Origin of the sequence: Flavitalea sp., from assembly GCF_035489435.1 — a bacterium.
GTDB lineage: Bacteria > Bacteroidota > Bacteroidia > Chitinophagales > Chitinophagaceae > DATHKG01.
The window spans coordinates 24,521-49,970 of sequence record NZ_DATHKG010000123.1; the positions used below are offsets into that span (position 1 = coordinate 24,521).

The window sequence follows — 25,450 nt, forward strand, 5'->3', positions numbered from 1 at the left end:
CAGGAAGAAAAAAACCGGATTATACTGTTATCTGCAGCATATCATAACCAAGCGAAATCCCCGGAGGCAGCTCTGCACAAACATCCGCATGTTTCCCCATCTGGTGACTCATGTGCGTGAACCATACCTGCGGGATATCCAGCTCGCGCGCCAGATCAATGCCTTCCTGCAGGGAGAAATGCGAGATATGTTTCTGTTTTCTCAGGGTATTTAACACGAGAACTTCGCTTCCCCTGATTTTTTGTTTTTCGGATTCATCGATCCGGTTCGCATCTGTAATATAGGTGAACTTACCAAAACGATAGCCAAGCACCGGCATCTTAAGATGCCAGACCTGTACCGGTATCACGGGTATGTCGCCAACCGTAAAAGGTTCAAGCGCTATAGAGTTCAGCTGTATCTCCGGAACGCCGGGGTAACGGGTATCCTTAAACGCATAAGGGAACTCCCTGATCAGTACCTGTTGAGTCATTTCATCTGAATATACAGGCATCGGCTGACCGGAAAAAAAGTTATAGGCACGTACATCATCGAGGCCAGCCACATGATCCTTGTGAGAATGCGTGTAAACGATAGCATCAAGATGTTTTACATCTGCCCTCAACATCTGGTAGCGGAAATCCGGACCTGAATCAACAACAAGTGTTGTATGTGGAGATCTGATGAGTATGCTTGACCTCAGTCTCTTATCTTTTTTATCTGTTGATCTGCAGACTTCACAATCACACCCGATCATAGGTACCCCCCCGCTTGTGCCGGTTCCTAAAAACGTGATTGTAAGTGGTGGAGTATTCATCTGGAATTTGTCAGCTGAGGCTTTCAGGCTTGCGGTTCATCACTTCGAGATAGAGTTTCCTTGTTTCAGGAGTAAAGCTTTCAGGGTCAATTGAAAGCTGTGGAATAATATCAAACAAAGTGTTTATTCGGCCTTCAGTCTGTAAAAATTTATTCAGTACAACAACTTTTCTGTCTTCCAGTATACAATAACCGCTCTGAAAAGTTCCCCTTTCATAGCGCACGACATAGGAAGCTTCATCCAGTATCTTTTCTATTTTATCCAGCGTGTTTTGGGTATATTTCATCCGTTTATTTTAATGATCCCTGTCAGCCTGTTAATAAACTCTGTCAGCCTGCAAATTTAAACGAAAAATAGCTTGAAGAGAATTATGAATTATGAATTATGAGTTATGAAAGACCTGGTACCTAATATAAAATCTTGGCAAACTGTCTGGTTATGATTTACAGCCTGGTTTACCTGTTGGTCATCCTGATTACGGGAACGATCATTTCTTCCAGGCTCAGCCCACCATGCTGAAAACTGTTTTTATAATAATTCACATAGTAATTGTAGTTATTCGGATAGCAAAGAAACACATCCTCCCGGGCAAATATATAGGAGGAATTCACAGTAGGAACCGGCAATCCGGCTTCTTTGGGATCGCGGAATGCAAGCACCTGCTTAGGTTCGTAATTGAGGTTCCGGCCGTGTTTATATCGCAGGTTTGTGGTTGTCTGTTTGTCACCGATCACCTTAGTAGGCGTTTTCACACGAACACTTCCATGATCTGTGGCCAGTATGATATTTATCTTTTTATCTGCTACTTTTTTCAATGCCTGGTGAAGCGGGGAGTGCTCGAACCAGCTTTTGGTAACTGAACGATAACTGATTTCATCTCCCGCAAGTTCTTTAAGCACTTCCATCTCGGTACGGGCATGACTCATCATATCCACAAAATTATAAACGATCACGTTTATATCATTTCCCAACAGGTTATGCATGTTATTGACAAGATCCTGCCCTGCCTGGTAATTAACCACCTTGGTATAGGAAAACTTTATATCCTCTCTCTTAAGTCTTTTCAATTGTGCGCGGAAAAAATCTTCTTCACTCAGATTTTTACCACCTTCATCGTCATCATTTTTCCATTGTTGCGGGAACTGCTTTTCTATTTCAACCGGAAGCAACCCTGCGAAAATTGAGTTGCGTGCATACTGTGTTGCTGTTGGCAGTATACTGTAAAAAGTATCTTCTTCATGTATGCGGAAATTATCAGAAAAAATCGGCTGGATCGCTTTCCACTGATCGAATCTCAGGTTATCCAGCAACACGAAAAAAGTTGGTATACCTTTTTCAACATGTGGCAATACCTTAAATTTAAAAAGGGTATTAGACATGATGGGCCCGCTGTCGCCTTTTGGATTTACCCATTTTGCATAATTCTTTGAAACAAATTTAAAGAATTCTGTATTGGCTTCACTCTTTTGAGATTGCAGGACCTCCTGCATTTCCGGGCTATCACTTTTTTCCATTTCCAGTTCCCAGTAGACCAGCTTTTTATAAATCTCCATCCACTCATTGTGATCCGGATTACTGTTCAGCGCCATAAATAAATTACGGAACTGTTGCTGGTAGGCAGATGTTGTTCTTTCGGCAACAAGTCTTTTGTTATCGATTATTTTTTTCAGACTTAATAAAACCTGGTTTGGGTTTACCGGCTTAATAAGATAATCACTTATCTGGGAACCGATGGCATCATCCATCAGGTTTTCGGTTTCATTTTTTGTGATCAGCACCACCGGTATTTGCTGATTTACCTCTTTAATTTTTGCAAGTGTTTCCAATCCCGTAATTCCTGGCATCGTTTCATCCATCAGAACCACATCAACGGGATTTATCTTCACATAATCAACCGCGTCAAAACCATTTGTCAGCGCATTAACTTCATAACCTTTATTTCGCAGAAACATGATCTGTGACTGCAAGCTCTCAATTTCATCATCTACCCAAAGTATCTTTCCTAATGCCATAATAAAATTTAAAAAATGAATGATTGCGAACACCAATTACCCAAGGCTTGTCTAAAAAGGCAGATGAACTGTATGTCGAAAGCTAACAAAATTATTTAATCTAATTTCCCTTTGTACTTTTGATCGCTGCAATTGGCAGTAATTTTAACAAAACTGAAAGCAGCGCATGCCGGTTAACCCAAGAAAAATCATCAATGACCCAGTTTACGGATTCCTGACTATAGATCACCCACTGATTTATAAGGTTATCTCCCATCCATATTATCAGCGATTAAGACGTATCCATCAAATGGCTTTTGCACAACTTGTGTTTCCCGGTGCGGTTCATAGCCGCATGCATCATTCCCTGGGAGCCTATCACCTGATGTGCAATGCGCTCACTGAATTGAAGGGCAAGGGAATTGATATCTCCAGGGAGGAAGAAGTATCTGCCAAAATTGCAATCCTGCTTCATGATATTGGACATGGTCCATATTCGCATGCATTGGAAAACATACTCATTCCCGGAATTTCACATGAGGCACTTTCTATCCTGATCATGCGCGTGCTTAATGAAGAATTTAACGGGCAGCTTGAAGTTGCAATACAGATTTTTACAAATAATTATCATAAACCATTTTTGCATCAGCTTATATCCGGCCAGTTGGATGTTGACAGGATGGATTATCTCACCCGTGACAGTTTTTTCACTGGAGTGTCAGAAGGTGTGATCGGTTACGACCGTATCCTTAAAATGCTTACAGTAAATCATGGCGACCTCATGGTTGAAGAAAAAGGAATTTATACCATCGAAAAATTTCTTGTTTCCAGGAGGTTGATGTACTGGCAGGTGTATCTTCACAAGACAGTGCTGGCAGCTGAAAAAATGCTGGTGAAAATTGTACAGCGCGCAAAAGAATTGATCAGCCTTGGTAAAACCGTGCAGGCATGCTCTCCCGTACTCGATTTTTTTCTTCATTACGACGGTGTTGAAACGCCCATCGAAAAACATCTTGATAAATTCTGCCTGCTTGATGATTACGATATGCTTGCGGCGATAAAAAACTGGACTTTCCATGAAGATAAAGTGCTTTCAATACTCTGCAGGAGCCTGGTTGAAAGAAGATTGTTAAAAGTGAAATTGCAGGTTGATCCCATCGATGAAACCTGGGTTCAGCAAATCAGGAGCAGGATTTGCATGAAGTTTGACTTAACAGGAAATGAGTGTGACTATTTTGTTTTTGGTGGCATCGCAGTTAATACCACCTATGATCCTTCAGAAGAAAGTATCAATATACTTTTCAAAGATGGAAGTGTAAGAGACATTTCAAATGTAGATAATGCACTGATACAGCATAATCTGTCTACCCCTGTGAAAAAAAATTATATTTGTTACTATAACTGTTAATGCCATATCAATATGGCGATATTAACATGACCCTCAAAAATCCATTCTGACCAGAATTAACAATAAAAAATTATGGAATTCACAGCTATACAAATTGCCACTCTGATTAACGGGAAAGTAGAAGGTAATCCTGATGCAGCAGTTAACTCTTTTGGCAAGATAGAAGAAGCCAAGAATGAACAGCTTGCATTTCTCGCAAATCCTAAATATGAAGATCACCTGTACACCACCAGTGCTTCTATCATTATCGTAAATGAAAACCAGGTATTACGGGAACCGATAAACGCCACCCTTATCCGTGTTCCGGATGCTTATACTGCTTTTGCCACGCTTCTTTCAACTTACCAGGAAATGATGCAACAGCAGCTGACAGGTATACAACAACCTGCTTATATCAGCAAGACCGCTAAGATCGGGGAACAAGTTTTTATAGGTGCATTTGTTTATCTGGGTGATGATGTGGAGATCGGGAATAATGTAAAAGTTTATCCGCATGCTTTTATCGGTAACAATGTAAAACTGGGCGATAATTGTATCATTCATCCCGGCGTGAAATTATACCACGACTGTGTTATCGGGAAAAATGTAACTATTCATGCGGGCTCCGTACTTGGAGCAGATGGTTTTGGGTTCGCCCCACAGTCTGATGGAAGTTTTAAGAAGGTACCCCAGATAGGTAACGTGGTGGTGGAAGACTTTGTGGAGATCGGCGCAAACGCAACCATCGACCGCGCCACCATTGGATCAACACTCATCAGGACCGGTGCCAAACTTGACAACCTGATCCAGATTGCGCATAATGTTGAAATCGGCCCGAATTCCGTAATAGCGGCTCAAAGCGGTATCAGCGGTAGTACCAAGATCGGCAAAAACTCAATGATAGGCGGACAGGTAGGCATTGTAGGACATATTACAATTGCCGATGGCACCCGCATCAATGCCCAGAGCGGGGTCAGCAAATCAATCAAGGTCCCGAACAGTGCAGTGACGGGCAGTCCTGCTTTCGATTATACCAGTGCTTTGCGCAGCCAGGCAGTTAGCCGCAACCTTCCTGAACTTGAAAAACGACTCATACTTCTTGAAAAACTCGTTCAGCAATTAACTACTGAAAAGAGCTGAAAACCGGGGGAAAGCACACTATTTCCTATATTTGCCACTTCTTTTCAAGGTTTGGTACAAACAATTAAACAAAAAGTAACTCCTTTCTTTTAATGGACGCATTATTCAACTCTGACAAGCAGCATACATTAGGTTCACCAGTCAGTATCTCAGGAACAGGTCTTCATACAGGAATTAACGTTGATATGACGCTGAAACCGGCAAATGCAGGATTTGGTTTCCAGTTTCAGCGGGTAGACGTTGCTGGCAAGCCGTTGATAAAGGCAGATTGCGACCTGGTAACAGATACATCCCGGGGAACGACATTGGAAGATAAGGGAGTGAAAATAAGCACGGTAGAACATATCCTGGCTGCATTGGTAGGTATGGGAGTCGACAATTGCCTGATCGAGCTTAACGGCCCCGAAATTCCGATAATAGATGGCAGCTCGGAACCTTTTGTGGAAATAATTGAGGACGCAGGCGTTGTGGAACAGGATGCGGCCAAGGTCTGGTACACTTTGGATACGAATCTTACACATTATGACGAGAAAAAAAGAGTTGAAATGGTTGTGTTGCCCGCAACCGACTATAAAATCACCACACTGATTGATTTCAACAGCCCGGTTCTTGGCACCCAGCACGCCAGCCTGAAATCAATGCGTGAATTCAAAGCTGAAATATCGCCCTGCCGCACTTTTTGTTTTTTGCATGAACTGGAGGCGCTGCTGGACAATAACCTGATCAAAGGCGGAGATCTGAATAACGCCATTGTGGTGGTTGATAAACCAGTTACCAAAGATGAAATGATAAGGCTGGCCAAGGCTTTTGGCCGCGAAACAATCGATGTCAAATCTGAAGGTTACCTGGATAACCTCGAACTTCGATATCCAAACGAACCTGCCAGGCACAAATTATTGGATGTAATTGGCGACCTCGCGCTGGTTGGCTTTGCCATAAAAGGACATATCATTGCCCATCGTCCCGGCCATTCAAGTAACGTTGAATTTGCCAAGAAAATAAAAAATTATATTAAGAAAAATAAAAATGCGAAGGATATTCCGGTTTACAATCCTTCCCTTCCACCAGTTTATTCATTACAGCAGATAGAAAAAACCCTACCCCACCGTTACCCTTTTTTACTCGTAGATAAAATCATCGAACTAACTGACAAACATATTGTTGGTATAAAAAATGTCACTTACAATGAACCTTTTTTTGTAGGTCACTTCCCGGGTAACCCGGTTATGCCTGGCGTACTTCAGATCGAAGCGCTGGCACAAACCGGTGGAATTCTTTGCATAAACGCCTTACCACCCGGTGATTACGACACATACTTTTTAAAAATAGATAATTGTAAATTCAAGTTAAAAGTCGTTCCCGGAGATACTATGATTTTGAAAATGGAGTTATTGTCTCCAATACGGCGAGGTATATGCGAAATGAGGGGAACCGTATATATAGGTAATAAGATAGCGACTGAAGCGGATTTGATGGCCCAGGTGATAAAGAGGAATTAGAAACAGTTTTTCTTGACCTGCTAGGGTATTTTGTTAAAACTTAAGTTATTAGGTTTTATCAAATTAATTATATTTTTGCCGGTCAGTTATATTTTTTTAGTTTCTAATAAGATAACAAACTATATCAAACGTCAATCGCTCCATAAAAGCTCTTTAAATGACGATCTTCGTCCAGCCTCCACAGGAGATCAGTTGCCTGATGCCTCTAAAGAATTTTCAGCATCACCACTCAAGAATGTAAATAAAATGATTCACCCTCATACCTATATCCATCCTAACGCTAAATTGGCTACCAATGTCAAAATTGACCCGTTTACTGTGATTCACCAGAATGTTGAAATTGGTGAGGGCACGTGGATAGGTAGCAACGTGACAATAATGGAAGGTGCAAGAATCGGAAACAACTGCCGCATATTTCCGGGTGCAGTGATTGCCGCAATTCCCCAGGACCGCAAGTTTGCCGGTGAAGATACTTTGGTTGAGATCGGTGACAACACCACTATCCGCGAGTTTGTAACCATTCATCGTGGCACTTCGGACAAATGGAAAACCGTAGTTGGAAATAATTGCTGGATACTTGCTTATAGTCATATTGGCCATGATTGCCATATCGGCAACAATTGCACGTTAAGTAATAACACACAACTTGCCGGGCACGTTCAATTAGGTGATTGGGTGGGATTAGGCGGAGTTTGTGCGGTTCACCAGTTTGTAAAAATCGGCCAGCACGCTTTCATCAGCGGTGGCTCCCTGGTGGGTAAAGATGTACCTCCTTATATCAAGGCCGGACGTTCTCCTTTGAGTTATGCGGGTGTGAATTCTGTAGGTTTGAAGAGAAGAGGGTTCACGGTTGACAGGATAAACCATATTCTTGACATTTACCGCGTTATATATAACAGGGGATTTAATACCAGCCAGGCACTGGAAGTGTTGGAAGAAGAGTTTCCGGCAACTGATGAGCGTGATGAAGTCGTAACTTTTATCCGGGAAAGCGACAGGGGTATCATTAAACGCTATTCTAAAAATAGTGTGGATGAAGATATCGTTAACTAATTGCGGAAAACGCTTTAACCGCGATTGGATCTTCCGGAATTTCAACTATCAATTTTTAGCCGGTCAACATTATGCCATTACCGGCCCGAACGGATCCGGTAAATCCACCCTTTTACAGGTTATAGGAGGTGCACTCGTAACCAGCGAGGGTAGCATAAGCTATGAAGGCGCTTCAACCATTTCAATTGATGATGTTTTCAGGCAGATAGCCATTGCCGCCCCATATCTCGAAGTTATTGAGGAGATGACCCTGGCTGAATTCCTTCAGTTTCATCAGCAATTCAAACCATTTCTTAAAGGAATCACAGCAAAACATACTATATCGCTTGCTGGACTAACGGCAGCTGAGAATAAACAGATCCGCTACTACTCATCCGGTATGAAACAAAGGGTAAAACTTATCCAGGCAATATTTTCTGATGTGGATTGTCTCTTGCTGGATGAACCCTGTACCAACCTGGATACCGAAGGCATACAGCTTTACCAGCAACTTATTCACGAATTTGCAAATAACCGGACTATCATCGTAAGCTCAAATGATATCCAGGAGTATGGTTTTTGCGAACATGTAATACGTATTACAGATTATAAATAACCCTCAGCGTTGGCTCGCTATCAGCAGATTTAAATCAGTATACTTCAGATCAAAGCGTTGGCTAAGATGAAAATTCGTCAGCGCTCCCTTGAATAAATAAATCCCGCTTCGCAGATGTACTTTGTGCCAGACCAGGCTTTCAAAGCCACCTTCATCACTGGCCTCAAGCAGTAACGGCATCAATACATTACTGATCGCCTGGGAAGCCGTCCGCGCAAAACCGGAAGGAATATTAGGTACGCAATAATGGATCACTCCATATTTCATAAAAATGGGCTGCTCGTGTGTAGTGATTTCAGAAGTATCAAAACATCCTCCCCTGTCAATACTTACATCTATTACAACGCTGCCGGGACGCATATTACTGACCATCTCTTCAGTAACAACCACCGGGGTTCTGCCACTTTGAGAACCAAGTGCTCCTACAGCTACTTCACAGGTTTTTAATTGTTTGGACAGGATCCGGGGTTCCATAACGGAGGTCCACATGCGTTGTCCGATATTGTTCTGAAGTCTTTTGAGACGATAAACACTATTGTCAAATACTTTCACGGAGGCACCCAAAGCAAGTGCAGCCCGTGCTGCAAACTCACCAACAATCCCTGCCCCCAGAATTATCACTTTTGTTGGAGGAATACCCGAGATCCCTCCCAGCAAAACTCCTTTACCATGATTAGCCGAGCTTAGATACTGGGCAGCAATAAGCATCACCGCACTTCCGGCGATTTCGCTCATACTTCTTACTATGGGATAGCTATCGCTGTCATCTTTCAGGTTCTCAAAAGAAATGGCGGTGATCTTTTTCTCCATCATTTTTTCGAGTAATTCAGCTTTCATTGCTGAAAGATGAATCGGGGAAATGATCACCTGGTTCATTTGCAGATAAGGAAGATCGGCATCCACGGGTGGGGCCGATTTCACCAGGATCGGCGCTTTAAAAACTTCGGCCTTTTCATAAACGATCCTCGCTCCTGCCTCGCTATAATCTTTATCGCGGTAGTGAGCGGCTTCACCTGCATTATGCTCAATTACCACCTGGTGTCCATTACTCACAAGTACACCCACCGCCTCCGGGGTAAGTGCAATCCGGTTTTCCTGGAAAGCGGTTTCTTTGGGTATGCCGATGTGTAAAAGTGCACCAAGTGGTTTTACATCAAGAGTTTCCTCTAAAGTCTCGTAGCTGAAAGAAGTACTGATTACAGGTTTTTGTTGCGACATGCGCCAATGACGATTTATTCCCGAGCAATTTCGGGATTACAATTTACGATTTAAAATCTTTCCCTAATCCCGGATTCGCTATGTTACTATTAATTTTCGGGTTGACGGATCGATTAATTCAAGAAATACATTTACCGTATTATCCGGAAAAATCCCGGGTGCCCTTTCCGGCCATTCCACCAGGCAGATTTCACCGGAATATAACACGTCTTCTACTCCCGCCTCCACGGCTTCATCGCTGTTTTTGAGACGGTAAAGATCGAGATGATAAATGGTACAGCCACGGGCGTTATACTCGTTTATAATAGAGAAAGTCGGGCTTGAAACCGGTCCTTCTACTCCCAATGATCTGCAAATTGCGGTGATAAATGTTGTTTTTCCCGTACCCATATTACCATGAAAAGCAAAGACCTTATCATCTTTAAATGTCTGCCGGAACTTTTGTGCTGCGTTTTCAATTTCTTCCAGGGTGAAAATCAACTCCATTGTTCAAAAATATCAAAGATTTACCAAGGGTTAAAACGGTACCTTCCCGCCATCCAAACATTCACAATAATCTTGAATATAGAATATCTTTGTATTAATGGAAAAGGTGCAATGGATAGTTGAAGGAATGACCTGTTCAAACTGTGCGCTGACGGTCAATAATTACCTGCAAAAACAGGGATTGGAGCAGGTAAAAGTGAATCCGATAAACGGTGAAGTGAGTTTTCAGATAGAAGATGCGGCAAATAAGCCAAATCTCATCAAAGGCATAGGATCCCTGGGTTACCAGGTGGTTCAAACCGAAGGTGAGGCACCAGTTGCCGACAAGCGAATTTTTAAGAATCACAGGCAGCGGTTACTGTTCTGTCTTATTTTTACGGTTCCACTGATGCTCCACATGTTTGACCGGTGGATCCATATTCACTGGTTGATGAATCCCTATGTTCAGCTGGCCCTATGTCTCCCTGTTTTTATTGCCGGAATGGACTTTTTTGCGAGATCTGCCATCAAAAGCATCCGCAACGGCTATCCGAATATGAATGTGCTGGTTACGATTGGCGCAGTTGCATCTTTTGCTTATAGCCTTACTGGTACTATTCTTAACCTGGGTCCGGATTACCTGTTTTATGAAACAACTGCTTCTATAATAACCCTTGTTTTGTTTGGTAATTATCTGGAAGACGTTTCAATCCAGACAACACAAAGAGCCATCAGGTCACTGGCACGTTCACAAAAGGTAATGGCGAACATGATTGCCTTTGATGGTGACCACCAGGAGCTGATTTTCCCAGTAGAAAATACAGTACTGAAACATGGAGACCTGGTGCTGATCAAATCCGGCGAGCAGGTTCCTGCAGATGGCAAAATATTATGGGGTGATGCAGGTATTGATGAATCCATCATAACCGGGGAGAGCCTCCCGGTAGAGAAACATGCAAAAGATACAGTTATAGGGGGCAGCGTAGTGGTTGATGGTACATTGAAAGTATTGGTGACCGCTGAAGCCAGGGATTCAGTCCTATCCAACATTATCAATCTTGTTAATCAGGCGCAGGGAGAAAAGATGGAGATCAGGAAACTCGCAGATAAGATCAGTGCCATTTTTGTACCGGTAGTGTTGGTAATATCATTGATAACCTTCGTTATTAATTACCTGGTGCTTGGCAGTTTTGCGGATCCCCTGATGCGCAGTATTGCTGTACTTGTAATTGCCTGCCCTTGTGCAATGGGGCTTGCAACGCCGGCAGCAATTGCGGTTGGTTTAGGAAGGGCCGCAAAAAATGGCGTTTTGTTCCGTCATGCACAGAGCCTGGAACTATTTAAGGATATCAGGCAGGTGGTTTTTGATAAAACAGGCACTTTGACCACCGGGCATTTTGTAATAGACAACTATAAAATTCTTAATACCCGGATAGATGATGATGCTTTTAAACGGATCTTATTTTCTATCGAAAAATATTCAAATCACCCCATTGCCAAATCGATCAGCTCAGCCTGGAGAACAAAAAATGAAATCCGCTGGGCTAAAGTGGAAGAAATAAAAGGAAGCGGCATGCAGGCCACAGACAAGGAGGGTAACATATACATGGCCGGCTCATACACCCACATCATTCGTTCGGTTACCCCTGAACTGAAGGATAGTCTCCCGGCCGCAGTTTCCGTTGTGGACCTTGGTTCCGGTGCGAACCATGGTTCCGGTGGATATCTGAAGGCGGATAAGACAGCAACTGTTGAAGCCGGAAATGGGGATATGGATGGGCTGGAAGATGGACACAATCTTTATCTAACCATAAACGGTGAACTTGCCGGATGGGTTGATATGAAAGACGAGATTCGTCCCGAAGCAAAACAAGTTGTTAGTTATCTTAAATCAAAGGGTATAAAAACCTGGTTGCTGAGCGGTGACCGGAAAGCAAAATCCATATTGGTTGCAAAGGAACTGGGAATAGATAAAGTGATGGCAGAACAGAGTCCCGCGCAGAAGGCCGATTTTGTTGGAGAATTAACGGCAATGGCACCGACCGCGATGGTTGGCGATGGTATCAACGATGCCCCGGCGCTTGCCAAAGCAACCATTGGTGTGTCTATGGCCGATGCCTCACAGATTGCCATTGAAACCGGTGACGTTATCCTTATGAACAAAGGGCTGAAGAATCTTCCCCTGGCACTGGGCCTTGGCAAACACACCTATCTTACCATCAAGCAAAACTTATTCTGGGCATTTATTTATAACATCGTGGCAATACCTGTGGCTGCGGTAGGATTACTCACTCCAACCTTTGGTGCACTGGTAATGGGTCTTAGCGATGTGGTACTTGCAGTTAACTCGGTTCGTTTGTTTGTTAAGAAAGTAGTGTAGTTTAGGCAGCTCAGAGCTATTTATTACGATTGTAAGTATCACTTAATCCAGTAAGTACCCATCAATAATAAGTATCTATTAATCTTGTGAGTACCCATTAATAATAAGTATCCATTAAGCTTGTGAGCATCCATTAATAATAAGAATTTTAAGAAGATAGTATTTACTTCCGCATGGCAGAACCGATTCACCAGGTATTAAAAAATTATTGGGGTTATGATTCATTCCGTCCTTTGCAGGATGAGATTATACGGTCAATACTGAGCGGCAAAGATACATTGGCGCTACTTCCAACAGGTGGTGGGAAGTCGATTTGCTTCCAGGTGCCTGCCATGGCCACCGAAGGTTTATGTCTTGTGATCAGTCCGCTGATTGCTTTGATGAAGGACCAGGTTGAAAATCTGCGTCGCAGGGGGATTACGGCCTATGCGATCTTTTCGGGAATGAGCCGCAAAGAAGTGATTAATGTGCTGGAAGTCGCCATGCAAAGCAACTGTAAGTTTTTGTATGTATCGCCGGAGCGGCTTGAAACAAGATTGTTCAAAGAATATCTTCCCGCTCTCAGCATAAATCTTATTGCCGTAGATGAAGCGCATTGTATCTCGCAATGGGGTTATGATTTCCGGCCGCCTTACCGGCGTATTGCTGCCTTAAGAGAAGAATTACCCAATGTTCCCGTACTGGCCCTGAGTGCTTCTGCAACTACCCTGGTCCAGGATGATATCTGTACACAGCTGCAGTTTAAAAAACAGCTGGTTTTCAGGCAATCATTTGCAAGACCAAATCTTTCCTATTCTGCTTTCAGCACCGATTCAAAAATAAACCGGATCATAGAAATAATTAAAAAAATTCCGGGCACTTCACTGGTTTATTGCAAGAGCCGGAAGCGCACAAAATTTATCAGTGACCTGCTGCTCATGCAGGGTATCAAATCAGACTTTTATCATGCAGGGCTTTCACAGGAAGACCGAAGCCGCAAACAGGAAAGCTGGATTAAAAATGAAACCAGGACTATTGTTTGTACAAGTGCGTTCGGCATGGGCATCGACAAACCAGATGTACGACTGGTAATTCATGCTGACACTCCTGATTGCCTTGAAAATTATTACCAGGAAGCAGGCCGTGCCGGGCGTGATGGGAAAAAATCATATGCAGTCCTACTGTATGATGCCAAAGAACTGGATGAACTTAAAAAGCAACCGGAAATCCGTTTTCCCGGCATCTATGAAATCAGAAAAGTATACCAGGCACTTGTTAACTACCTGCAGATCCCGACCGGACTGGGAGAAGGAAGATATTATGATTTTGACCTGAACGATTTTCTGAAGAAGTTTAAGCTGGACACCCAGCTGGTGATTCATGCACTTAAAGCACTGGAACAGGAAGAAATGATGAGCTTTAATGAGCAGGTTTTCCTGCCTGCCAGGTTGCAGTTCATCTGCGGCAAAAACACACTTAGTGATTTTGAAAATACAAATCCTGAACTTACCCCACTGATCAAAACCTTACTCAGAACCTATGAAGGTATCTTTGATCAACCGGTACCCATTTTCGAGAAAAACCTTTCTTACCTGGTAAGATCAGACATCAACCAGGTAAAAGATGGTCTTAAAAAACTGCAGGCCTTTGGAATTGTAAGTTACCAGGCCCAGAAGGATAAACCACAACTCCTGCTGATCCAGGACAGGATACGTGAAGACCAGGTTCGCATAAACCAGGAGTTATATCAACAAAGAAAAAAACAACTGGAAGAAAGGATCAGCAAAATGATTGAGTTTACTACCACAGTTTCTGACTGCAGAAGCACATATATAGGTTTGTATTTCGGTGATGAACAGATAAAGGACTGTGGTATCTGCGACAATTGCCTGAAGAAAAAATCATTGCCTCTTACAGCAGCCGAATTTGAAACCATACATCTTCGCATAGCCGAGATCGTTAGTAACGGGAAAATTCCCGGTGATGAGTTTTTTCGTTTGCTCCAGGGTATACGGAAAGATAAATTGCTAAAAGTCCTCAGTTTTCTGCAGGCAGAAAACAAGATTCTTATCAACGACCGCGATGAGATCAGTTTACCCTGATCATCTTTTACATACATCCAACGATGCGGTCAATTTTCTGATCATCCATTATTTTTCTCATCATCCATCATTTTTCTGATCATCCATCATTTTTCTGATCATCCATCATTTCTCTGATCATCCATCATTGCCAGTAATACACAGACTGTATCTAACTGAGATCTTTAGAACCAGGAACTTTTTTTCTTTCTCGTAGAACTTCTTCCCCCCAGCCCCAATGCTCCTAATAATCCCCTGACGATGGTTGTAGTTGCAGTTCTCCCGATCTGGCGGGTAACCGAATTGTCAAGAACTTTTTCCAGGGTTGATTTTTCAGCCCTGCCCGAAGATTTTTTTGCAACCGTTTTTTGAGCTTCTTTTTCGGCAGCTTTCTCCGAAGCGATTTGTGCCGCTTCTTCCAGTTTGGCGTTTAATATTTCATAGGCACTATGCGTATCTTCTACCTCAGCATATTTTTTAGCCAGTTTGGATCCCGAAACCAGTGAATCAATTTCCATATCAGACAGCACATCCATCCTGGATCTAGGTGGTACCAACATGGTATGTACCAGCGGTGTTGGAATACCCTTTTCATTTAAGGCTGTAATAAATGCTTCACCTGTTCCCAGTTGAGTCAGTAATTCATCAACGTCATAGAAAGTGGTTTCGGGATAATTTTGTGCAGCCTGTTTGATAGTCTTCCTGTCGGCTGCCGTAAACGCACGCAATGCATGCTGTATTTTGAGACCAAGCTGACTTAAAACCGGCGCCGGTACATCCTGCGGATTCTGAGTGCAGAAGAAAATACCTACTCCTTTTGAGCGGATCAGTTTGATCACCGTTTCAATCTGTTGAAGCAATGCATCTGTAGCCTCCTGGAAAACCAGGTGTGCCTCGTCAATAAACAATACAAGTTTCGGCTTATCCATATCACCTTCCTCAGGCAGTGAACCATAAAGTTCGGCAAGAAGGCTTAACATAAACGTCGAGAAAAGCTTTGGCCTGTTCTGCATATCGGTGACCCTTAATACGCTGATCATGCCGCGGCCGTCATTCGAAATACGCATCAGGTCATCAACTTCAAAACTGGGTTCACCAAAAAACACATCGGCACCCTGCTGCTGCAGTTCTATCACTTTTCTCAGTATCGTTCCGGTAGTAGTTGTGGATATCTTACCATATTCTTTTTCAATCTCAGCCTTGCCTTCATTGCCTGCAAATTGCAGAACCTTTATAAAATCCTTCAGGTCAAGCAGAGGCATTTTATTATCATCGCAATATTTAAAGATCATGGAAACAACTCCTTCCTGGGTATCGTTGAGACCCAGTATTTTTGAAAGCAGCACCGGGCCGAATTCACTCACGGTAGCACGCAAACGAACACCTTTTTCCGTACTCAGGCTCAGGAGCTCCACGGGAAAAGCAACAGGTTTAAAATCGCCCCCCATCCTGGTCATCCGCTCCGTAATCCTGTCACTGATCTCACCTGGCGCAGCAATACCACTCAGATCACCTTTGATATCCATCAACAGAACCGGCACACTGGCATCACTCAGTGCTTCGGCAAGAACCTGTAAAGTTTTCGTTTTACCGGTGCCCGTAGCGCCTGCAATGAGGCCATGACGGTTCATAGTACGTAAAGGAATATGGACGTCTGCACCTTTTATTAATTCGCCATCCAGCATAGCGGTGCCGGCGCGAAATGATTCACCTTTAAAAGTATAAGCCTGTTTGAGCAGGTCTGTAAAAGCAGTCTTGTCAGCCATAAAAATTATTATTACTTAAATCATGCAGCAATTGCCAGTGTCTTACCCAGGTGTATCGAATGCTCAGAGATCTTCTTCTCTTTCCAGCATCAGGATCGCACTTTGCGGAACAATGTAATATTTTTCCCCTTCATACATAACTTCGGTGGCTCCACTGAGTAAAAAAATAGCAAGGTCACCTTCCCTGGTCTGTAAAGGGATATATTTCACAGGGTCCTCCTGGTGTTTCCAGGGTTCGTCATCAACCGGCATGGGGATTGCATAGCCCGGCCCGGTCTTGATCACATAACCCTGTTGTACCTTTTCTTTTTCCTGTACCCCTGCAGGCAGGTACAGGCCACTATCTGTTTTTTCATTGGCTTTGGTCAACCTCACCAGGACCCGGTCCCCTATTACTATGAGTTTTTTGAATCTGTTCTCAGCAGTTACATGTAGTGCCATATATGTAAATAAACGACAAAAATTAATATTTAAACGATAACTTAGGAGTTATAAAATTGATGCATAAAGTGCATTATTAACAAAAGATTATCCAGCCTTATTGATTACCCAACATCTAATGACATTTATTTGTTAGAGAAATAAAAAATAAAAAACATGGAAGGGAAAAAACCGAAAATTTTACTATGCGAAGATGATCAGAATCTTGGAATGGTGTTGAAGAATTACCTGGAACTGAACGATTTTGATGTTACTCTTGAGCGTGATGGCCGCCTCGGGCTGGCTGCATTTCAACGTGAAAAATTTGATTTATGCCTGCTAGATATAATGATGCCGCATATGGACGGATTCACCATGGCGGAAGAGATACGTGATGTTGATCCAGACATCCCATTGTTTTTCCTGAGCGCAAAAACCATGAAGGAAGACATCATCCAGGGATATAAACTTGGGGCAGATGATTATATTACCAAACCATTTGACAGTGAAGTGCTTCTGCTTAAGATCAAAGCAATCCTGAAAAGAAATGAAGAAGGTAACCGCGAACAGGAGAATAAAGAATACGATCTTGCCAGTTATCATTTTAATCCGAAACTTCGTGAGCTGAGCCATTCCGGCAAAATGCAAACACTGTCTCCAAAAGAAAATGAATTGCTGAAAATGCTTGCCGAGCACCTGAACGATCTTTTGCCAAGGGAACAGGCACTGAAAAAAATCTGGGGAAGTGATACTTATTTCAACGGTCGTAGTATGGATGTATATATAGCCAAACTACGCAAATACCTTAAAGATGACCCGGCAATTGAAATTGTTAATATTCATGGCAACGGGTTTAGGTTAGTTGTTCCTGTGCCGCAAGCTTAACAGAATTATGAGTGATGAGTTATGAGTGAGTTATGATTTGAATAAGTTATGAGTGAGTTAAGAAATTGGAACCTGGTTCCCATGCATCACTAACACACTCCACAACTCACTCATAACTCATCACTCATAACTCATACCTAAAATAACGTTGTTCCCGTTTGCGCGCCAGGTATCTTACCTAAGTGTGCATATGCTTTCTCCGTTGCTTCTCTGCCACGTGGTGTACGTTTAATAAATCCTTCCTGGATTAGAAATGGTTCATAAACTTCTTCCAGCGTACCAGTTTCTTCACCTACCGCTGTTGCAATGGTCGTAATTCCGACCGGACCTCCCTTAAATTTTTCTATAATTGTTTGCAGGATCTTGTTATCCATTTCATCAAGACCATGAGAGTCTACATTCAATGCCTTCAATGCATGTTCAGTGATGGCAATATCTATTACTCCATTGCTCAGTACCTGTGCGAAATCGCGAACCCTTCTCAGCAAACCATTCGCTATCCTTGGAGTACCGCGGCTACGTCGCGCGATCTCAAATGAGGCGTCAGAAGTGATTTTTGTTGAAAGGATTTGAGCAGATCTCAATACAATTCCCTGTAAAGTAATTGCATCATAATATTCAAGCCTTGATTTGATGGCAAAACGCGATAACAAGGGAGCAGTTAACAGCCCACTTCTTGTTGTTGCCCCAACCAATGTGAAAGGCTCCAGGTTGATTTGAATGCTTCTTGCGCTTGGACCGCTATCGATCATGATATCCAAACGAAAATCTTCCATGGCGGCATAGAGATATTCTTCCACCACGTTGCTTAACCGATGAATCTCATCTATAAACAACACATCATGTTTTTCAAGATTAGTCAGCAAGCCTGCCAGGTCTCCCGGTTTCTCAATCACCGGGCCTGAAGTTTCTTTAATATTTACGCCCAGTTCGTTTGCAACTATCCTCGACAGCGTTGTTTTTCCAAGGCCCGGGGGTCCGTGAAATAAAATGTGATCAAGCGCTTCTCCGCGTAGTTTAGCCGCTTTGATAAAAATCTTCAGATTTTCAATAATCTGACCTTGCCCCGCGAAATCCTGTATTTCCTGGGGCCTGATATTATTTTCGAATTCTTTATCAGAATTAGAAAGTATTTCTTTGCCGTTGTTTAAATTTGGATTTGCCATCTGTTATATCGTAAAACTACATCAATTGAGCTGATTAGCCATTGAAATGGACCAGTAAATACAGGTTGGGTACCTCACCAGATCAGTTAATAGAAGGCTCTTAAATGAAAATATTAGATCCAAAAATGTTAACCCTCAGATATTAACCCACAAGAAATAATCCACAAGAATTGACCACAAGATTTGACCACAAGTATTAACCACAAGTATTAATCACAAGTATTAATCACAAGAATTGACCTCAAGTATTAAATCAAAAGTATTAAACCACAACCTATGACTTTCGATGATTTTATCGCCTCGCTGAAAAAAGATACACCTCCCGGTGGTATAAGTCCTTTGTTACTGGCTTTATGGTACGATGGCAAAAATGACTGGACCGGTTCTCATAACATAGCACAGGATATACATTCCAACGATGGATCATGGATCCATGCCTATCTTCATCGCAAAGAAGGCGATCCGGGCAATGCCGCCTACTGGTACCGGAAAGCCGGCAAACCCGTCCCAACCATCTCCCTGGAAATGGAATGGGAGGCCTTAGTTAAAGCGTTAATTTAGGATCCAGTGGTGAGTTTGAGTGAATTAGTGCTGAGTGTGTGAATATAAAAAAACGTTCCAAAATAAAATTTATCATTTTTTATTTCTTTAACTCAACTCACCACGCACCACTCACAACTCACAACTATATTAAACAAACTTATTAAGTTGAAGAATGACGTCCGGATCAGGCGAATTGCTTAACCACTTTGCCTTTTCCGACACCCGGCAAACACCGGGATAATCACCGCGGAAAGTTCCCATATCATAGATCACCTGGAAATGCAGATGGGGTGGCCAGTTGCCGTTTTCAGCAGTCGGTCCGAAATGCGCAATTTCTTCACCCCTTACCACATATTGACCTTCAGACAGGTGATCAATATCGCGAAGGCTAAGATGACCGTATAAAGTATAAAAAGGAAGGCCATCGAGCTGGTGTAACAAAATAATTGTTGCCCCATAGTCTCCAAAATGATTATTATAATTAAAACTATGAACCATCCCACCCAGTGGTGCGAAAACCGGCGTTCCTGCTTCGCCCCATATATCTGTGCCAAGGTGTAAGCGTCTTGGTTCGTCACCCGATCTGCCTGCATCAAATACCGTACTCCGGCTATAAACCGTGCGATGTTCATTATATCCACCAATACCATATCTCGCGTTGGCCGCTTTTAACCTGCCGCTGATATATTTAGAAAACAAATTGGTATCGCTGACTATTGCAGAACTGATTTCGGGATTGGCCTTTGTAAGATCCAATAGCAGTAATTTATCGTTTGCCGCATCAAAGGGAACAACATGATGGTATTGCGACTGGTACCTGGTAAGTATATTATTCAAGAGCCTGCAAATTCTTCCATGATTTCAATCGCTTCTACGTTACCTTGTTGAACAGCAAGGTCAAAAGCAGTCAGGCCACGGTTTTCAGTCACTGTTACATCAGCACCATGTTCAAGCAAAACCCTTACAACCTGGTTTCTGCCAAACATGGTTGCAAACATCAACGCTGTCCCGCCGTTACCATGTTTGAGGTTTATATCTGCGCCATTCCCGAGCAACCATTTCGCGAGCTCAGTATAACCTTTAAAGCTTACTCCCATCAAAGCCGTGTTGCCACCTGCATCCCCGGCATTTATATCAGCTCCGGCTTCTAACAATATGCGTGCTGCCTCCGGTTGATTATTATAGGTAGCAAGGATTAGCGGCGTATATCCCCTCGCGTCCGAACAATTAACTTCGGCACCACCTGCTATCAATTGCTGTAACAATACGGTGTCACCGGTTCTTGCAGCATCAAAAATTTTGTTGTCAACGGCCATTATAATTGATTTATTGAGATGAACAGTTCAGGATTTTTCAGATACCTTCCCTGCTCAGAGTTTCATTTTATTAATCAGGTTTTCATTTAATTAATAAGCATTTCATTGGTCAGTACCTTTTTGTTTAAGTTGGCTTGTTTTGGCCGCGTTTTGGTCAGGCAGTACAAACTGGCTTTTTTCTGCTGGTTTTAAAAATGCCCCGTTTTGAAGAACAGGCCGTCTAAAGTTATTGAATTTTCAAATGGTTCATGGCTGACGCCTCAATTCATCTTCAATTTTCATTCCCGGAATCAAAAATCCTTCCGCTTATCAATTTCTGAATTTTTGGAATCCATAATCATTTAACTTAGGAATCGTCAATTATCAAAGGACCAGTCAAAACTAACACAGCATGAAAAAACTGACCAGCTTACTGCTTTTATTGGTGACGGCCACTGCTGTCATGTCACAAAACAGTCCCATGTGGATGCGTTATCCCGCTATCTCACCAGACGGAAAAACGATCGTTTTCAGCTACAAAGGTGATCTCTATAAGGTAGCCTCTGCCGGAGGTGAAGCGACACCGCTAACACTTCATGAAGCACATGATTATATGCCGGTCTGGAGCCGGGATGGCAAATCGATTGCGTTTGCCAGCGACCGGTATGGAAATTTTGATGTATTCGTGATGCCTTCCAACGGAGGTGAAGCAAAACGACTGACCTATCATTCAGCAAACGACTATCCCTACGACTTTACACCCGACGGGAAATCTGTATTGTTTGGCACAGGCAGAAATGATATCTATACCAGTGCCAGGTTCCCAATAAGGAATATTTTCAGTAAACTTTATAAGGTGCCGGTTGAAGGCGGAAGATCAGTGATGTTTCTTTCGGCAGGATCTGAATTTGCCCGTTTCAATAACAAAGGTGATCAACTGATTTTCCAGGACAGGAAGGGTTTCGAAGATCCCTGGCGTAAACATCATACATCTTCAGTTACCAGGGATATCTGGTTATATGATGTCAAAAAAGATGACTATCAGCAGGTTTCAGGGTTTGAAGGCGAAAACCGGGAGCCTTTGTTTTCTGCAGATGATAAATCGCTCTATTACCTGAGTGAAAAAAATGGCAGCACCCAGAATATATATAAGGCAACTGTCGGAGAAAAATCTGCTGAAATACAGGTGACGAAGTTTACAAAAAACCCGGTAAGACATCTTACACGTTCCAATGACAATATGCTTTGTTTTACTTATGACGGTTCGATTTATACATTAAAGGAAAACGATTCACCCAAAAAAGTTGCCATAACAATCAACACTGATGGCCGAACAAATACCGAAAAAATTATCCCGATCAATACCGGTGTTACTCAAACAACACTTTCTCCTAATGGAAAAGAAATAGCCTTCATTGTTCGTGGTGAAGTATTTGTGACTTCGGTAGAAGGAGGAATTACAAAACGTATAACCAATACCCCGGTGCAGGAAAGAACTGTTGAATTCAGTCCTGATGGCCGTTCATTGGTCTACGCTTCAGAAAGAAACAATAGCTGGAACATTTACCGTTCTACCATTGAAAGAAAAGAAGAACCCTATTTCTATACTTCAACCGTATTGAAAGAAGAGCCATTGCTAACTACCGAAGCAGAAGAATTTCAACCGGTCTATTCACCAGATGGAAAGGAAATCGCTTACCTGGAAGAAAGGAATCTCATCAGGGTTTATAACATCGCTGATAAAAAATCAAGGACCATCGTACCAAAAGGAATAAACTTTTCTTATGCTGATGGCGACCAGTATTTTACCTGGTCACCTGATAGCAAATGGTTAGCTTTTAATTCTGCAGAGGGAGCATGGAGCAGGGCTGAAGTTTCACTGATGAAAGCTGATGGTTCAGGTGAAAGAATTAATCTGACCCAAAGCGGTTTTTTTGATGGCGGTGCAAAATGGACCATGAGTGGAAAAGCAATCATCTGGACTACTGACCGTGACGGCAAAAAGCCACTGGCTTTCCAGGGTGCACGTGAAGTGGATGTTTATGCCATGTTTTTCGACCAGGAATTGTATGACCGTTTCAAGTTGAATAAAGATGATTTTTCACTCTTAAAAGAAAAAGAAGAAAACGAGAAAAAGGAAAAAAAGGATACCGCGCTGCAGGATGCTATTGCGAAAAAGGAGAAAGACTGGAAACCTTTATTTGAAAACCTGGAAAACCGTAAAGTCAGGCTCACTATCAACTCCGGTAACATTTCAGATTATTTGTTATCCACGGATGGAGAGAAATTGTATTACCTGGCGAGGGTTGAAAAAGGCTATGATTTATGGCTGACTAATACCAGGACGCGTGAAACAAAAATTCTTTCCAAACTTGATGGAGGTCCTGCTGGTATGGAAATTTCAAAAGATGGAAAAAACATTTTTGTTGTGAGTGATGGCAAGATAATGAAGGTCGATGCTGATGCCGGTCGTGTTGCGCCTGTGATCGTGAACGGCGAAATGAACCTGAATACCGCCGCGGAAAGACAATATATTTTTGAACATGCATGGCGCCAGGTTTTGAAAAAGTTTTATGACCCGGAAATGAAGGGAGTAGACTGGAAACTCTATAAGGAAACCTACGCGAAATTCCTGCCTCATATAAATAACAATAATGATTTCCAGGAGTTGCTGAGCGAGATGCTGGGCGAGTTAAACGCTTCGCATACTGGTGGACGTTACGCACCCGCAATTACAAATCCTGATATCACAGCAAGCCTTGGTTTGCTTTATGACGAAACCTTCGATGGCCCGGGTGTTAAGGTAATGGAGGTGTTGGAAGGGGGTCCTTTTTTAAATGCAAAAACAAAACTTACCAGGGGTGTTGTGATTGAAAAAATTGATGGTGAAACGATCACCGCAGATATGGACTGGAACAAATTACTGAATCGAAAGGCAACTAAAAACGTATTACTAACGGTTTATAATCCTGCCACCAAAGAACGTTGGGATGAAAGTTTGAAACCAATCACCCAAGTTGAAGAACAGGGATTGCTTTATAATCGTTGGGTGAAAATGATGCGTAAAAAAGTGGATGAATTAAGCGGTGGCAAGGTTGGTTATGTACATGTGCAAGGCATGAATGATGGAAGTTTCAGAACAGTTTATGAAGATGTGCTTGGTAAAAATGCTGATAAGGAAGCGCTGATAGTTGATACCAGATTTAACGGCGGGGGCTGGCTGCACGATGACCTGGTATCTTTTCTTGGCGGTAAACCATATCTCGATTTTTCTCCACAGGGCGCAAAACCAACTTCCGGTGAGCCAAGAAATAAATGGGCCAAACCCTCTTCGGTAGTTATGAGCGAAAGCAATTATTCTGATGCTTTCCTTTTCCCTTATGCTTATAAAAGCCTCGGACTCGGCAAACTGATTGGCATGCCTGTCCCAGGTACTGGTACGGCTGTGTGGTGGGAAACCCAGATAGATCCTACCCTGGTGTTTGGTATTCCAATGGTTGCTACAATAGGCAAGGAGAACAGGCCTACTGAAAATCTTCAACTGGAGCCGGATATCAAAGTGCCTAATGATTTCAAAGCGATTTTGTCAGGCAAGGATCAGCAATTGGAAAGAGCTGTACAGGAAATGCTGAACGAGATCAAAAATAAACCAGTAAAAAAGGCTTTTTAATGCGATCGTTTTATATGCAAAAACCGGCAATTGATTTTGCCGGTTTTTTTGTGTGATAAGAAGAACACGATTATCGAAGAAAAAAGGTATTTTGAATTCCTTGTTTAAAACGCCAGGTAGCATAAACATTGTGGATGTGTGCAAGGGTTTGGAGAGAACTATCAACCTGGCCTGAGGTCATAATTCTAAAAACAAATAATCTATGAATACCTGCATCAAAAGATCTTTCAAGCTGAAGCTCTTTATAGCTGACAGATCCTTCAGGGATAGGAAGCTGAAACCCGTTTGACACAAGGGCTGAAAAAGGAAAAACAAGTGCTTCCTTTAAAGGTTGCATGTGATTTTTTCCGAGGCTGTAAACCATTTTAAAAGCGGCGGCATTCATATCAGACAGTAAGATCTTTTTTGAAGCTTCTACCTGAGCACAAGCCAGGCCTCCGTGCCTTAGAGAAATTACATAATAGTTGGCACTTACCTGTCCGTGGAGGTCAGTTGGGAAAAGGTTGAAAAGTCCACTTTTTTCAACCGTAATAAGGGAAATCGTTCTTGGAAGCGAATATGCTATTTGTACCTGCTTATATAAATTGCCTGCCAGAAAAACGTTACCCGGTTTATAGTTATAAAGCCTGTTATATAATTGACCAGCTGCCTGGCCAAATAAAGATGTGAAATGATGTTCGCCATTAACCCCTTTATAAAAGTTAATATCGCCATCATCAGTATTTATTGATTTTATTTTTTTTAACTCCAGCTTTGCAATGGTTGCATTAAGCTTGAAAGATCCGTTTTTTGGTAATGGATTCTGACTGAAGTTGATGGTAATTTTTTCAGAGCTGTGCGTATTGTAATTTGAAGATAAGGCCAAAATAAGGGGGCAATAACCTGTAAAGGCATGATGATTTGTAACGTCTGCTACAATGTTACCTTTTTCAATAAGACTGAGCTGGAGCGGAAGTTGAAAAGATTCTTTTGAGAGACATAAATATTCCTGTGGGTAATGCAGGCCCTCTAATCGTTTTGTTATTTTTTTAAACTTGTTCATTTTTTTTGAGATCTTCATAGACGGGGTCAACCAAATGACCTGAAGTGGACTTATTGGCTTTGATCCATTCGTTGGACCT

21 protein-coding genes are annotated in these 25,450 nt (G+C 42.4%); 10 read left to right on the plus strand and 11 right to left on the minus strand.

Going from position 1 to position 25,450, the window contains the following annotated elements:
• Nucleotides 1-19: 19 nt before the first annotated feature.
• The 3 genes from VK664_RS19635 to porX all read right to left on the minus strand — a co-directional run bounded on the left by VK664_RS19635 (nt 20) and on the right by porX (nt 2,808).
• Nucleotides 20-796, minus strand: coding sequence for an MBL fold metallo-hydrolase (locus VK664_RS19635; RefSeq protein ID WP_461400399.1), 777 nt, complete (start codon nt 794-796; stop codon nt 20-22).
• A 10-nt stretch (nt 797-806) separates the two neighbouring features.
• Complete coding sequence (locus VK664_RS19640; RefSeq protein WP_461400400.1) at nt 807-1,082, minus strand: hypothetical protein; 276 nt, start codon at nt 1,080-1,082, stop codon at nt 807-809.
• A gap of 169 nt (nt 1,083-1,251) precedes the next feature.
• On the minus strand, nt 1,252-2,808 hold the full coding sequence (porX, locus tag VK664_RS19645; protein WP_461400401.1) for a T9SS response regulator signal transducer PorX: 1,557 nt from the start codon (nt 2,806-2,808) through the stop codon (nt 1,252-1,254).
• A 166-nt stretch (nt 2,809-2,974) separates the two neighbouring features.
• Between porX and VK664_RS19650 the strand changes: the two genes are divergently transcribed.
• The 5 genes from VK664_RS19650 (at nt 2,975) to VK664_RS19670 (ending at nt 8,461) form a co-directional block, all read left to right on the plus strand.
• Entirely contained in the window at nt 2,975-4,195 is a 1,221-nt protein-coding gene (locus VK664_RS19650; protein ID WP_461400402.1) for an HD domain-containing protein, read from the plus strand.
• A 72-nt stretch (nt 4,196-4,267) separates the two neighbouring features.
• A complete protein-coding gene (gene lpxD / locus VK664_RS19655) occupies nt 4,268-5,314 on the plus strand; it encodes a UDP-3-O-(3-hydroxymyristoyl)glucosamine N-acyltransferase (RefSeq protein ID WP_461400403.1) in 1,047 nt (348 codons plus the stop codon).
• A gap of 92 nt (nt 5,315-5,406) precedes the next feature.
• Nucleotides 5,407-6,813 carry a bifunctional UDP-3-O-[3-hydroxymyristoyl] N-acetylglucosamine deacetylase/3-hydroxyacyl-ACP dehydratase gene (locus VK664_RS19660; RefSeq protein ID WP_461400404.1) on the plus strand — a complete coding sequence of 469 codons (1,407 nt, stop codon included), beginning with the start codon at nt 5,407-5,409 and terminating at the stop codon, nt 6,811-6,813.
• A 75-nt stretch (nt 6,814-6,888) separates the two neighbouring features.
• Nucleotides 6,889-7,866, plus strand: coding sequence for an acyl-ACP--UDP-N-acetylglucosamine O-acyltransferase (gene lpxA, locus VK664_RS19665; protein WP_461400405.1), 978 nt, complete (start codon nt 6,889-6,891; stop codon nt 7,864-7,866).
• Nucleotides 7,847-8,461, plus strand: coding sequence for an ABC transporter ATP-binding protein (locus VK664_RS19670; RefSeq protein ID WP_461400406.1), 615 nt, complete (start codon nt 7,847-7,849; stop codon nt 8,459-8,461). The genes lpxA and VK664_RS19670 overlap by 20 nt, the downstream gene beginning before the upstream one ends.
• A gap of 3 nt (nt 8,462-8,464) precedes the next feature.
• On the opposite strand, the gene VK664_RS19675 is transcribed toward VK664_RS19670, so the two are convergent.
• The gene (locus VK664_RS19675; protein ID WP_461400407.1) at nt 8,465-9,679 is read right to left on the minus strand and encodes an alanine dehydrogenase; all 1,215 of its coding nucleotides are present in this window, start codon (nt 9,677-9,679) and stop codon (nt 8,465-8,467) included.
• A gap of 78 nt (nt 9,680-9,757) precedes the next feature.
• On the minus strand, nt 9,758-10,165 hold the full coding sequence (gene tsaE / locus VK664_RS19680; RefSeq protein WP_461400408.1) for a tRNA (adenosine(37)-N6)-threonylcarbamoyltransferase complex ATPase subunit type 1 TsaE: 408 nt from the start codon (nt 10,163-10,165) through the stop codon (nt 9,758-9,760).
• Between the two features lie 97 nt (nt 10,166-10,262).
• On the opposite strand from tsaE, the gene VK664_RS19685 reads away from it, so the two are divergent.
• On the plus strand, nt 10,263-12,524 hold the full coding sequence (locus VK664_RS19685) for a heavy metal translocating P-type ATPase (protein ID WP_461400409.1): 2,262 nt from the start codon (nt 10,263-10,265) through the stop codon (nt 12,522-12,524).
• A gap of 173 nt (nt 12,525-12,697) precedes the next feature.
• Nucleotides 12,698-14,605, plus strand: coding sequence for a RecQ family ATP-dependent DNA helicase (locus tag VK664_RS19690; protein ID WP_461400410.1), 1,908 nt, complete (start codon nt 12,698-12,700; stop codon nt 14,603-14,605).
• Between the two features lie 164 nt (nt 14,606-14,769).
• Here VK664_RS19690 and VK664_RS19695 read toward each other — a convergent pair whose 3' ends face one another.
• Nucleotides 14,770-16,350, minus strand: coding sequence for a helicase HerA-like domain-containing protein (locus VK664_RS19695; RefSeq protein WP_461400411.1), 1,581 nt, complete (start codon nt 16,348-16,350; stop codon nt 14,770-14,772).
• A 63-nt stretch (nt 16,351-16,413) separates the two neighbouring features.
• On the minus strand, nt 16,414-16,791 hold the full coding sequence (locus VK664_RS19700; protein ID WP_461400412.1) for a co-chaperone GroES: 378 nt from the start codon (nt 16,789-16,791) through the stop codon (nt 16,414-16,416).
• 156 nt (nt 16,792-16,947) lie between these two features.
• On the opposite strand from VK664_RS19700, the gene VK664_RS19705 reads away from it, so the two are divergent.
• On the plus strand, nt 16,948-17,655 hold the full coding sequence (locus tag VK664_RS19705) for a response regulator transcription factor (RefSeq protein WP_461400413.1): 708 nt from the start codon (nt 16,948-16,950) through the stop codon (nt 17,653-17,655).
• A gap of 137 nt (nt 17,656-17,792) precedes the next feature.
• Here VK664_RS19705 and ruvB read toward each other — a convergent pair whose 3' ends face one another.
• Entirely contained in the window at nt 17,793-18,821 is a 1,029-nt protein-coding gene (gene ruvB, locus VK664_RS19710) for a Holliday junction branch migration DNA helicase RuvB (RefSeq protein ID WP_461400414.1), read from the minus strand.
• Between the two features lie 276 nt (nt 18,822-19,097).
• On the opposite strand from ruvB, the gene VK664_RS19715 reads away from it, so the two are divergent.
• On the plus strand, nt 19,098-19,382 hold the full coding sequence (locus tag VK664_RS19715; RefSeq protein WP_461400415.1) for a hypothetical protein: 285 nt from the start codon (nt 19,098-19,100) through the stop codon (nt 19,380-19,382).
• Nucleotides 19,383-19,511: 129 nt separating this feature from the next.
• Here VK664_RS19715 and VK664_RS19720 read toward each other — a convergent pair whose 3' ends face one another.
• Nucleotides 19,512-20,201, minus strand: coding sequence for a peptidoglycan DD-metalloendopeptidase family protein (locus VK664_RS19720; protein WP_461400416.1), 690 nt, complete (start codon nt 20,199-20,201; stop codon nt 19,512-19,514).
• Entirely contained in the window at nt 20,198-20,680 is a 483-nt protein-coding gene (locus tag VK664_RS19725; RefSeq protein ID WP_461400417.1) for an ankyrin repeat domain-containing protein, read from the minus strand. The genes VK664_RS19720 and VK664_RS19725 overlap by 4 nt, the downstream gene beginning before the upstream one ends.
• Before the next feature lie 391 nt (nt 20,681-21,071).
• Between VK664_RS19725 and VK664_RS19730 the strand changes: the two genes are divergently transcribed.
• Nucleotides 21,072-24,329: a S41 family peptidase gene (locus VK664_RS19730; RefSeq protein ID WP_461400418.1), complete on the plus strand. Its 3,258-nt coding sequence runs from the start codon at nt 21,072-21,074 to the stop codon at nt 24,327-24,329.
• 70 nt (nt 24,330-24,399) lie between these two features.
• Here VK664_RS19730 and VK664_RS19735 read toward each other — a convergent pair whose 3' ends face one another.
• A complete protein-coding gene (locus VK664_RS19735) occupies nt 24,400-25,371 on the minus strand; it encodes a hypothetical protein (RefSeq protein WP_461400419.1) in 972 nt (323 codons plus the stop codon).
• Nucleotides 25,372-25,450 lie beyond the last annotated feature (79 nt).

Coding starts and splice junctions, on each gene's coding strand:
- VK664_RS19650 (WP_461400402.1), top strand. CDS start 2,975: ATGCCGGTTAACCCAAGAAAAATCATCAATGACCCAGTTTACGGATTC.
- VK664_RS19640 (WP_461400400.1), bottom strand. CDS start 1,082: ATGAAATATACCCAAAACACGCTGGATAAAATAGAAAAGATACTGGAT.
- tsaE (WP_461400408.1), bottom strand. CDS start 10,165: ATGGAGTTGATTTTCACCCTGGAAGAAATTGAAAACGCAGCACAAAAG.
- VK664_RS19685 (WP_461400409.1), top strand. CDS start 10,263: ATGGAAAAGGTGCAATGGATAGTTGAAGGAATGACCTGTTCAAACTGT.
- VK664_RS19695 (WP_461400411.1), bottom strand. CDS start 16,350: ATGGCTGACAAGACTGCTTTTACAGACCTGCTCAAACAGGCTTATACT.
- VK664_RS19675 (WP_461400407.1), bottom strand. CDS start 9,679: ATGTCGCAACAAAAACCTGTAATCAGTACTTCTTTCAGCTACGAGACT.
- VK664_RS19735 (WP_461400419.1), bottom strand. CDS start 25,371: ATGAACAAGTTTAAAAAAATAACAAAACGATTAGAGGGCCTGCATTAC.
- VK664_RS19725 (WP_461400417.1), bottom strand. CDS start 20,680: ATGGCCGTTGACAACAAAATTTTTGATGCTGCAAGAACCGGTGACACC.
- lpxD (WP_461400403.1), top strand. CDS start 4,268: ATGGAATTCACAGCTATACAAATTGCCACTCTGATTAACGGGAAAGTA.
- VK664_RS19715 (WP_461400415.1), top strand. CDS start 19,098: ATGACTTTCGATGATTTTATCGCCTCGCTGAAAAAAGATACACCTCCC.
- VK664_RS19660 (WP_461400404.1), top strand. CDS start 5,407: ATGGACGCATTATTCAACTCTGACAAGCAGCATACATTAGGTTCACCA.
- VK664_RS19700 (WP_461400412.1), bottom strand. CDS start 16,791: ATGGCACTACATGTAACTGCTGAGAACAGATTCAAAAAACTCATAGTA.
- VK664_RS19705 (WP_461400413.1), top strand. CDS start 16,948: ATGGAAGGGAAAAAACCGAAAATTTTACTATGCGAAGATGATCAGAAT.
- VK664_RS19690 (WP_461400410.1), top strand. CDS start 12,698: ATGGCAGAACCGATTCACCAGGTATTAAAAAATTATTGGGGTTATGAT.
- porX (WP_461400401.1), bottom strand. CDS start 2,808: ATGGCATTAGGAAAGATACTTTGGGTAGATGATGAAATTGAGAGCTTG.
- VK664_RS19670 (WP_461400406.1), top strand. CDS start 7,847: ATGAAGATATCGTTAACTAATTGCGGAAAACGCTTTAACCGCGATTGG.
- VK664_RS19730 (WP_461400418.1), top strand. CDS start 21,072: ATGAAAAAACTGACCAGCTTACTGCTTTTATTGGTGACGGCCACTGCT.
- ruvB (WP_461400414.1), bottom strand. CDS start 18,821: ATGGCAAATCCAAATTTAAACAACGGCAAAGAAATACTTTCTAATTCT.
- VK664_RS19635 (WP_461400399.1), bottom strand. CDS start 796: ATGAATACTCCACCACTTACAATCACGTTTTTAGGAACCGGCACAAGC.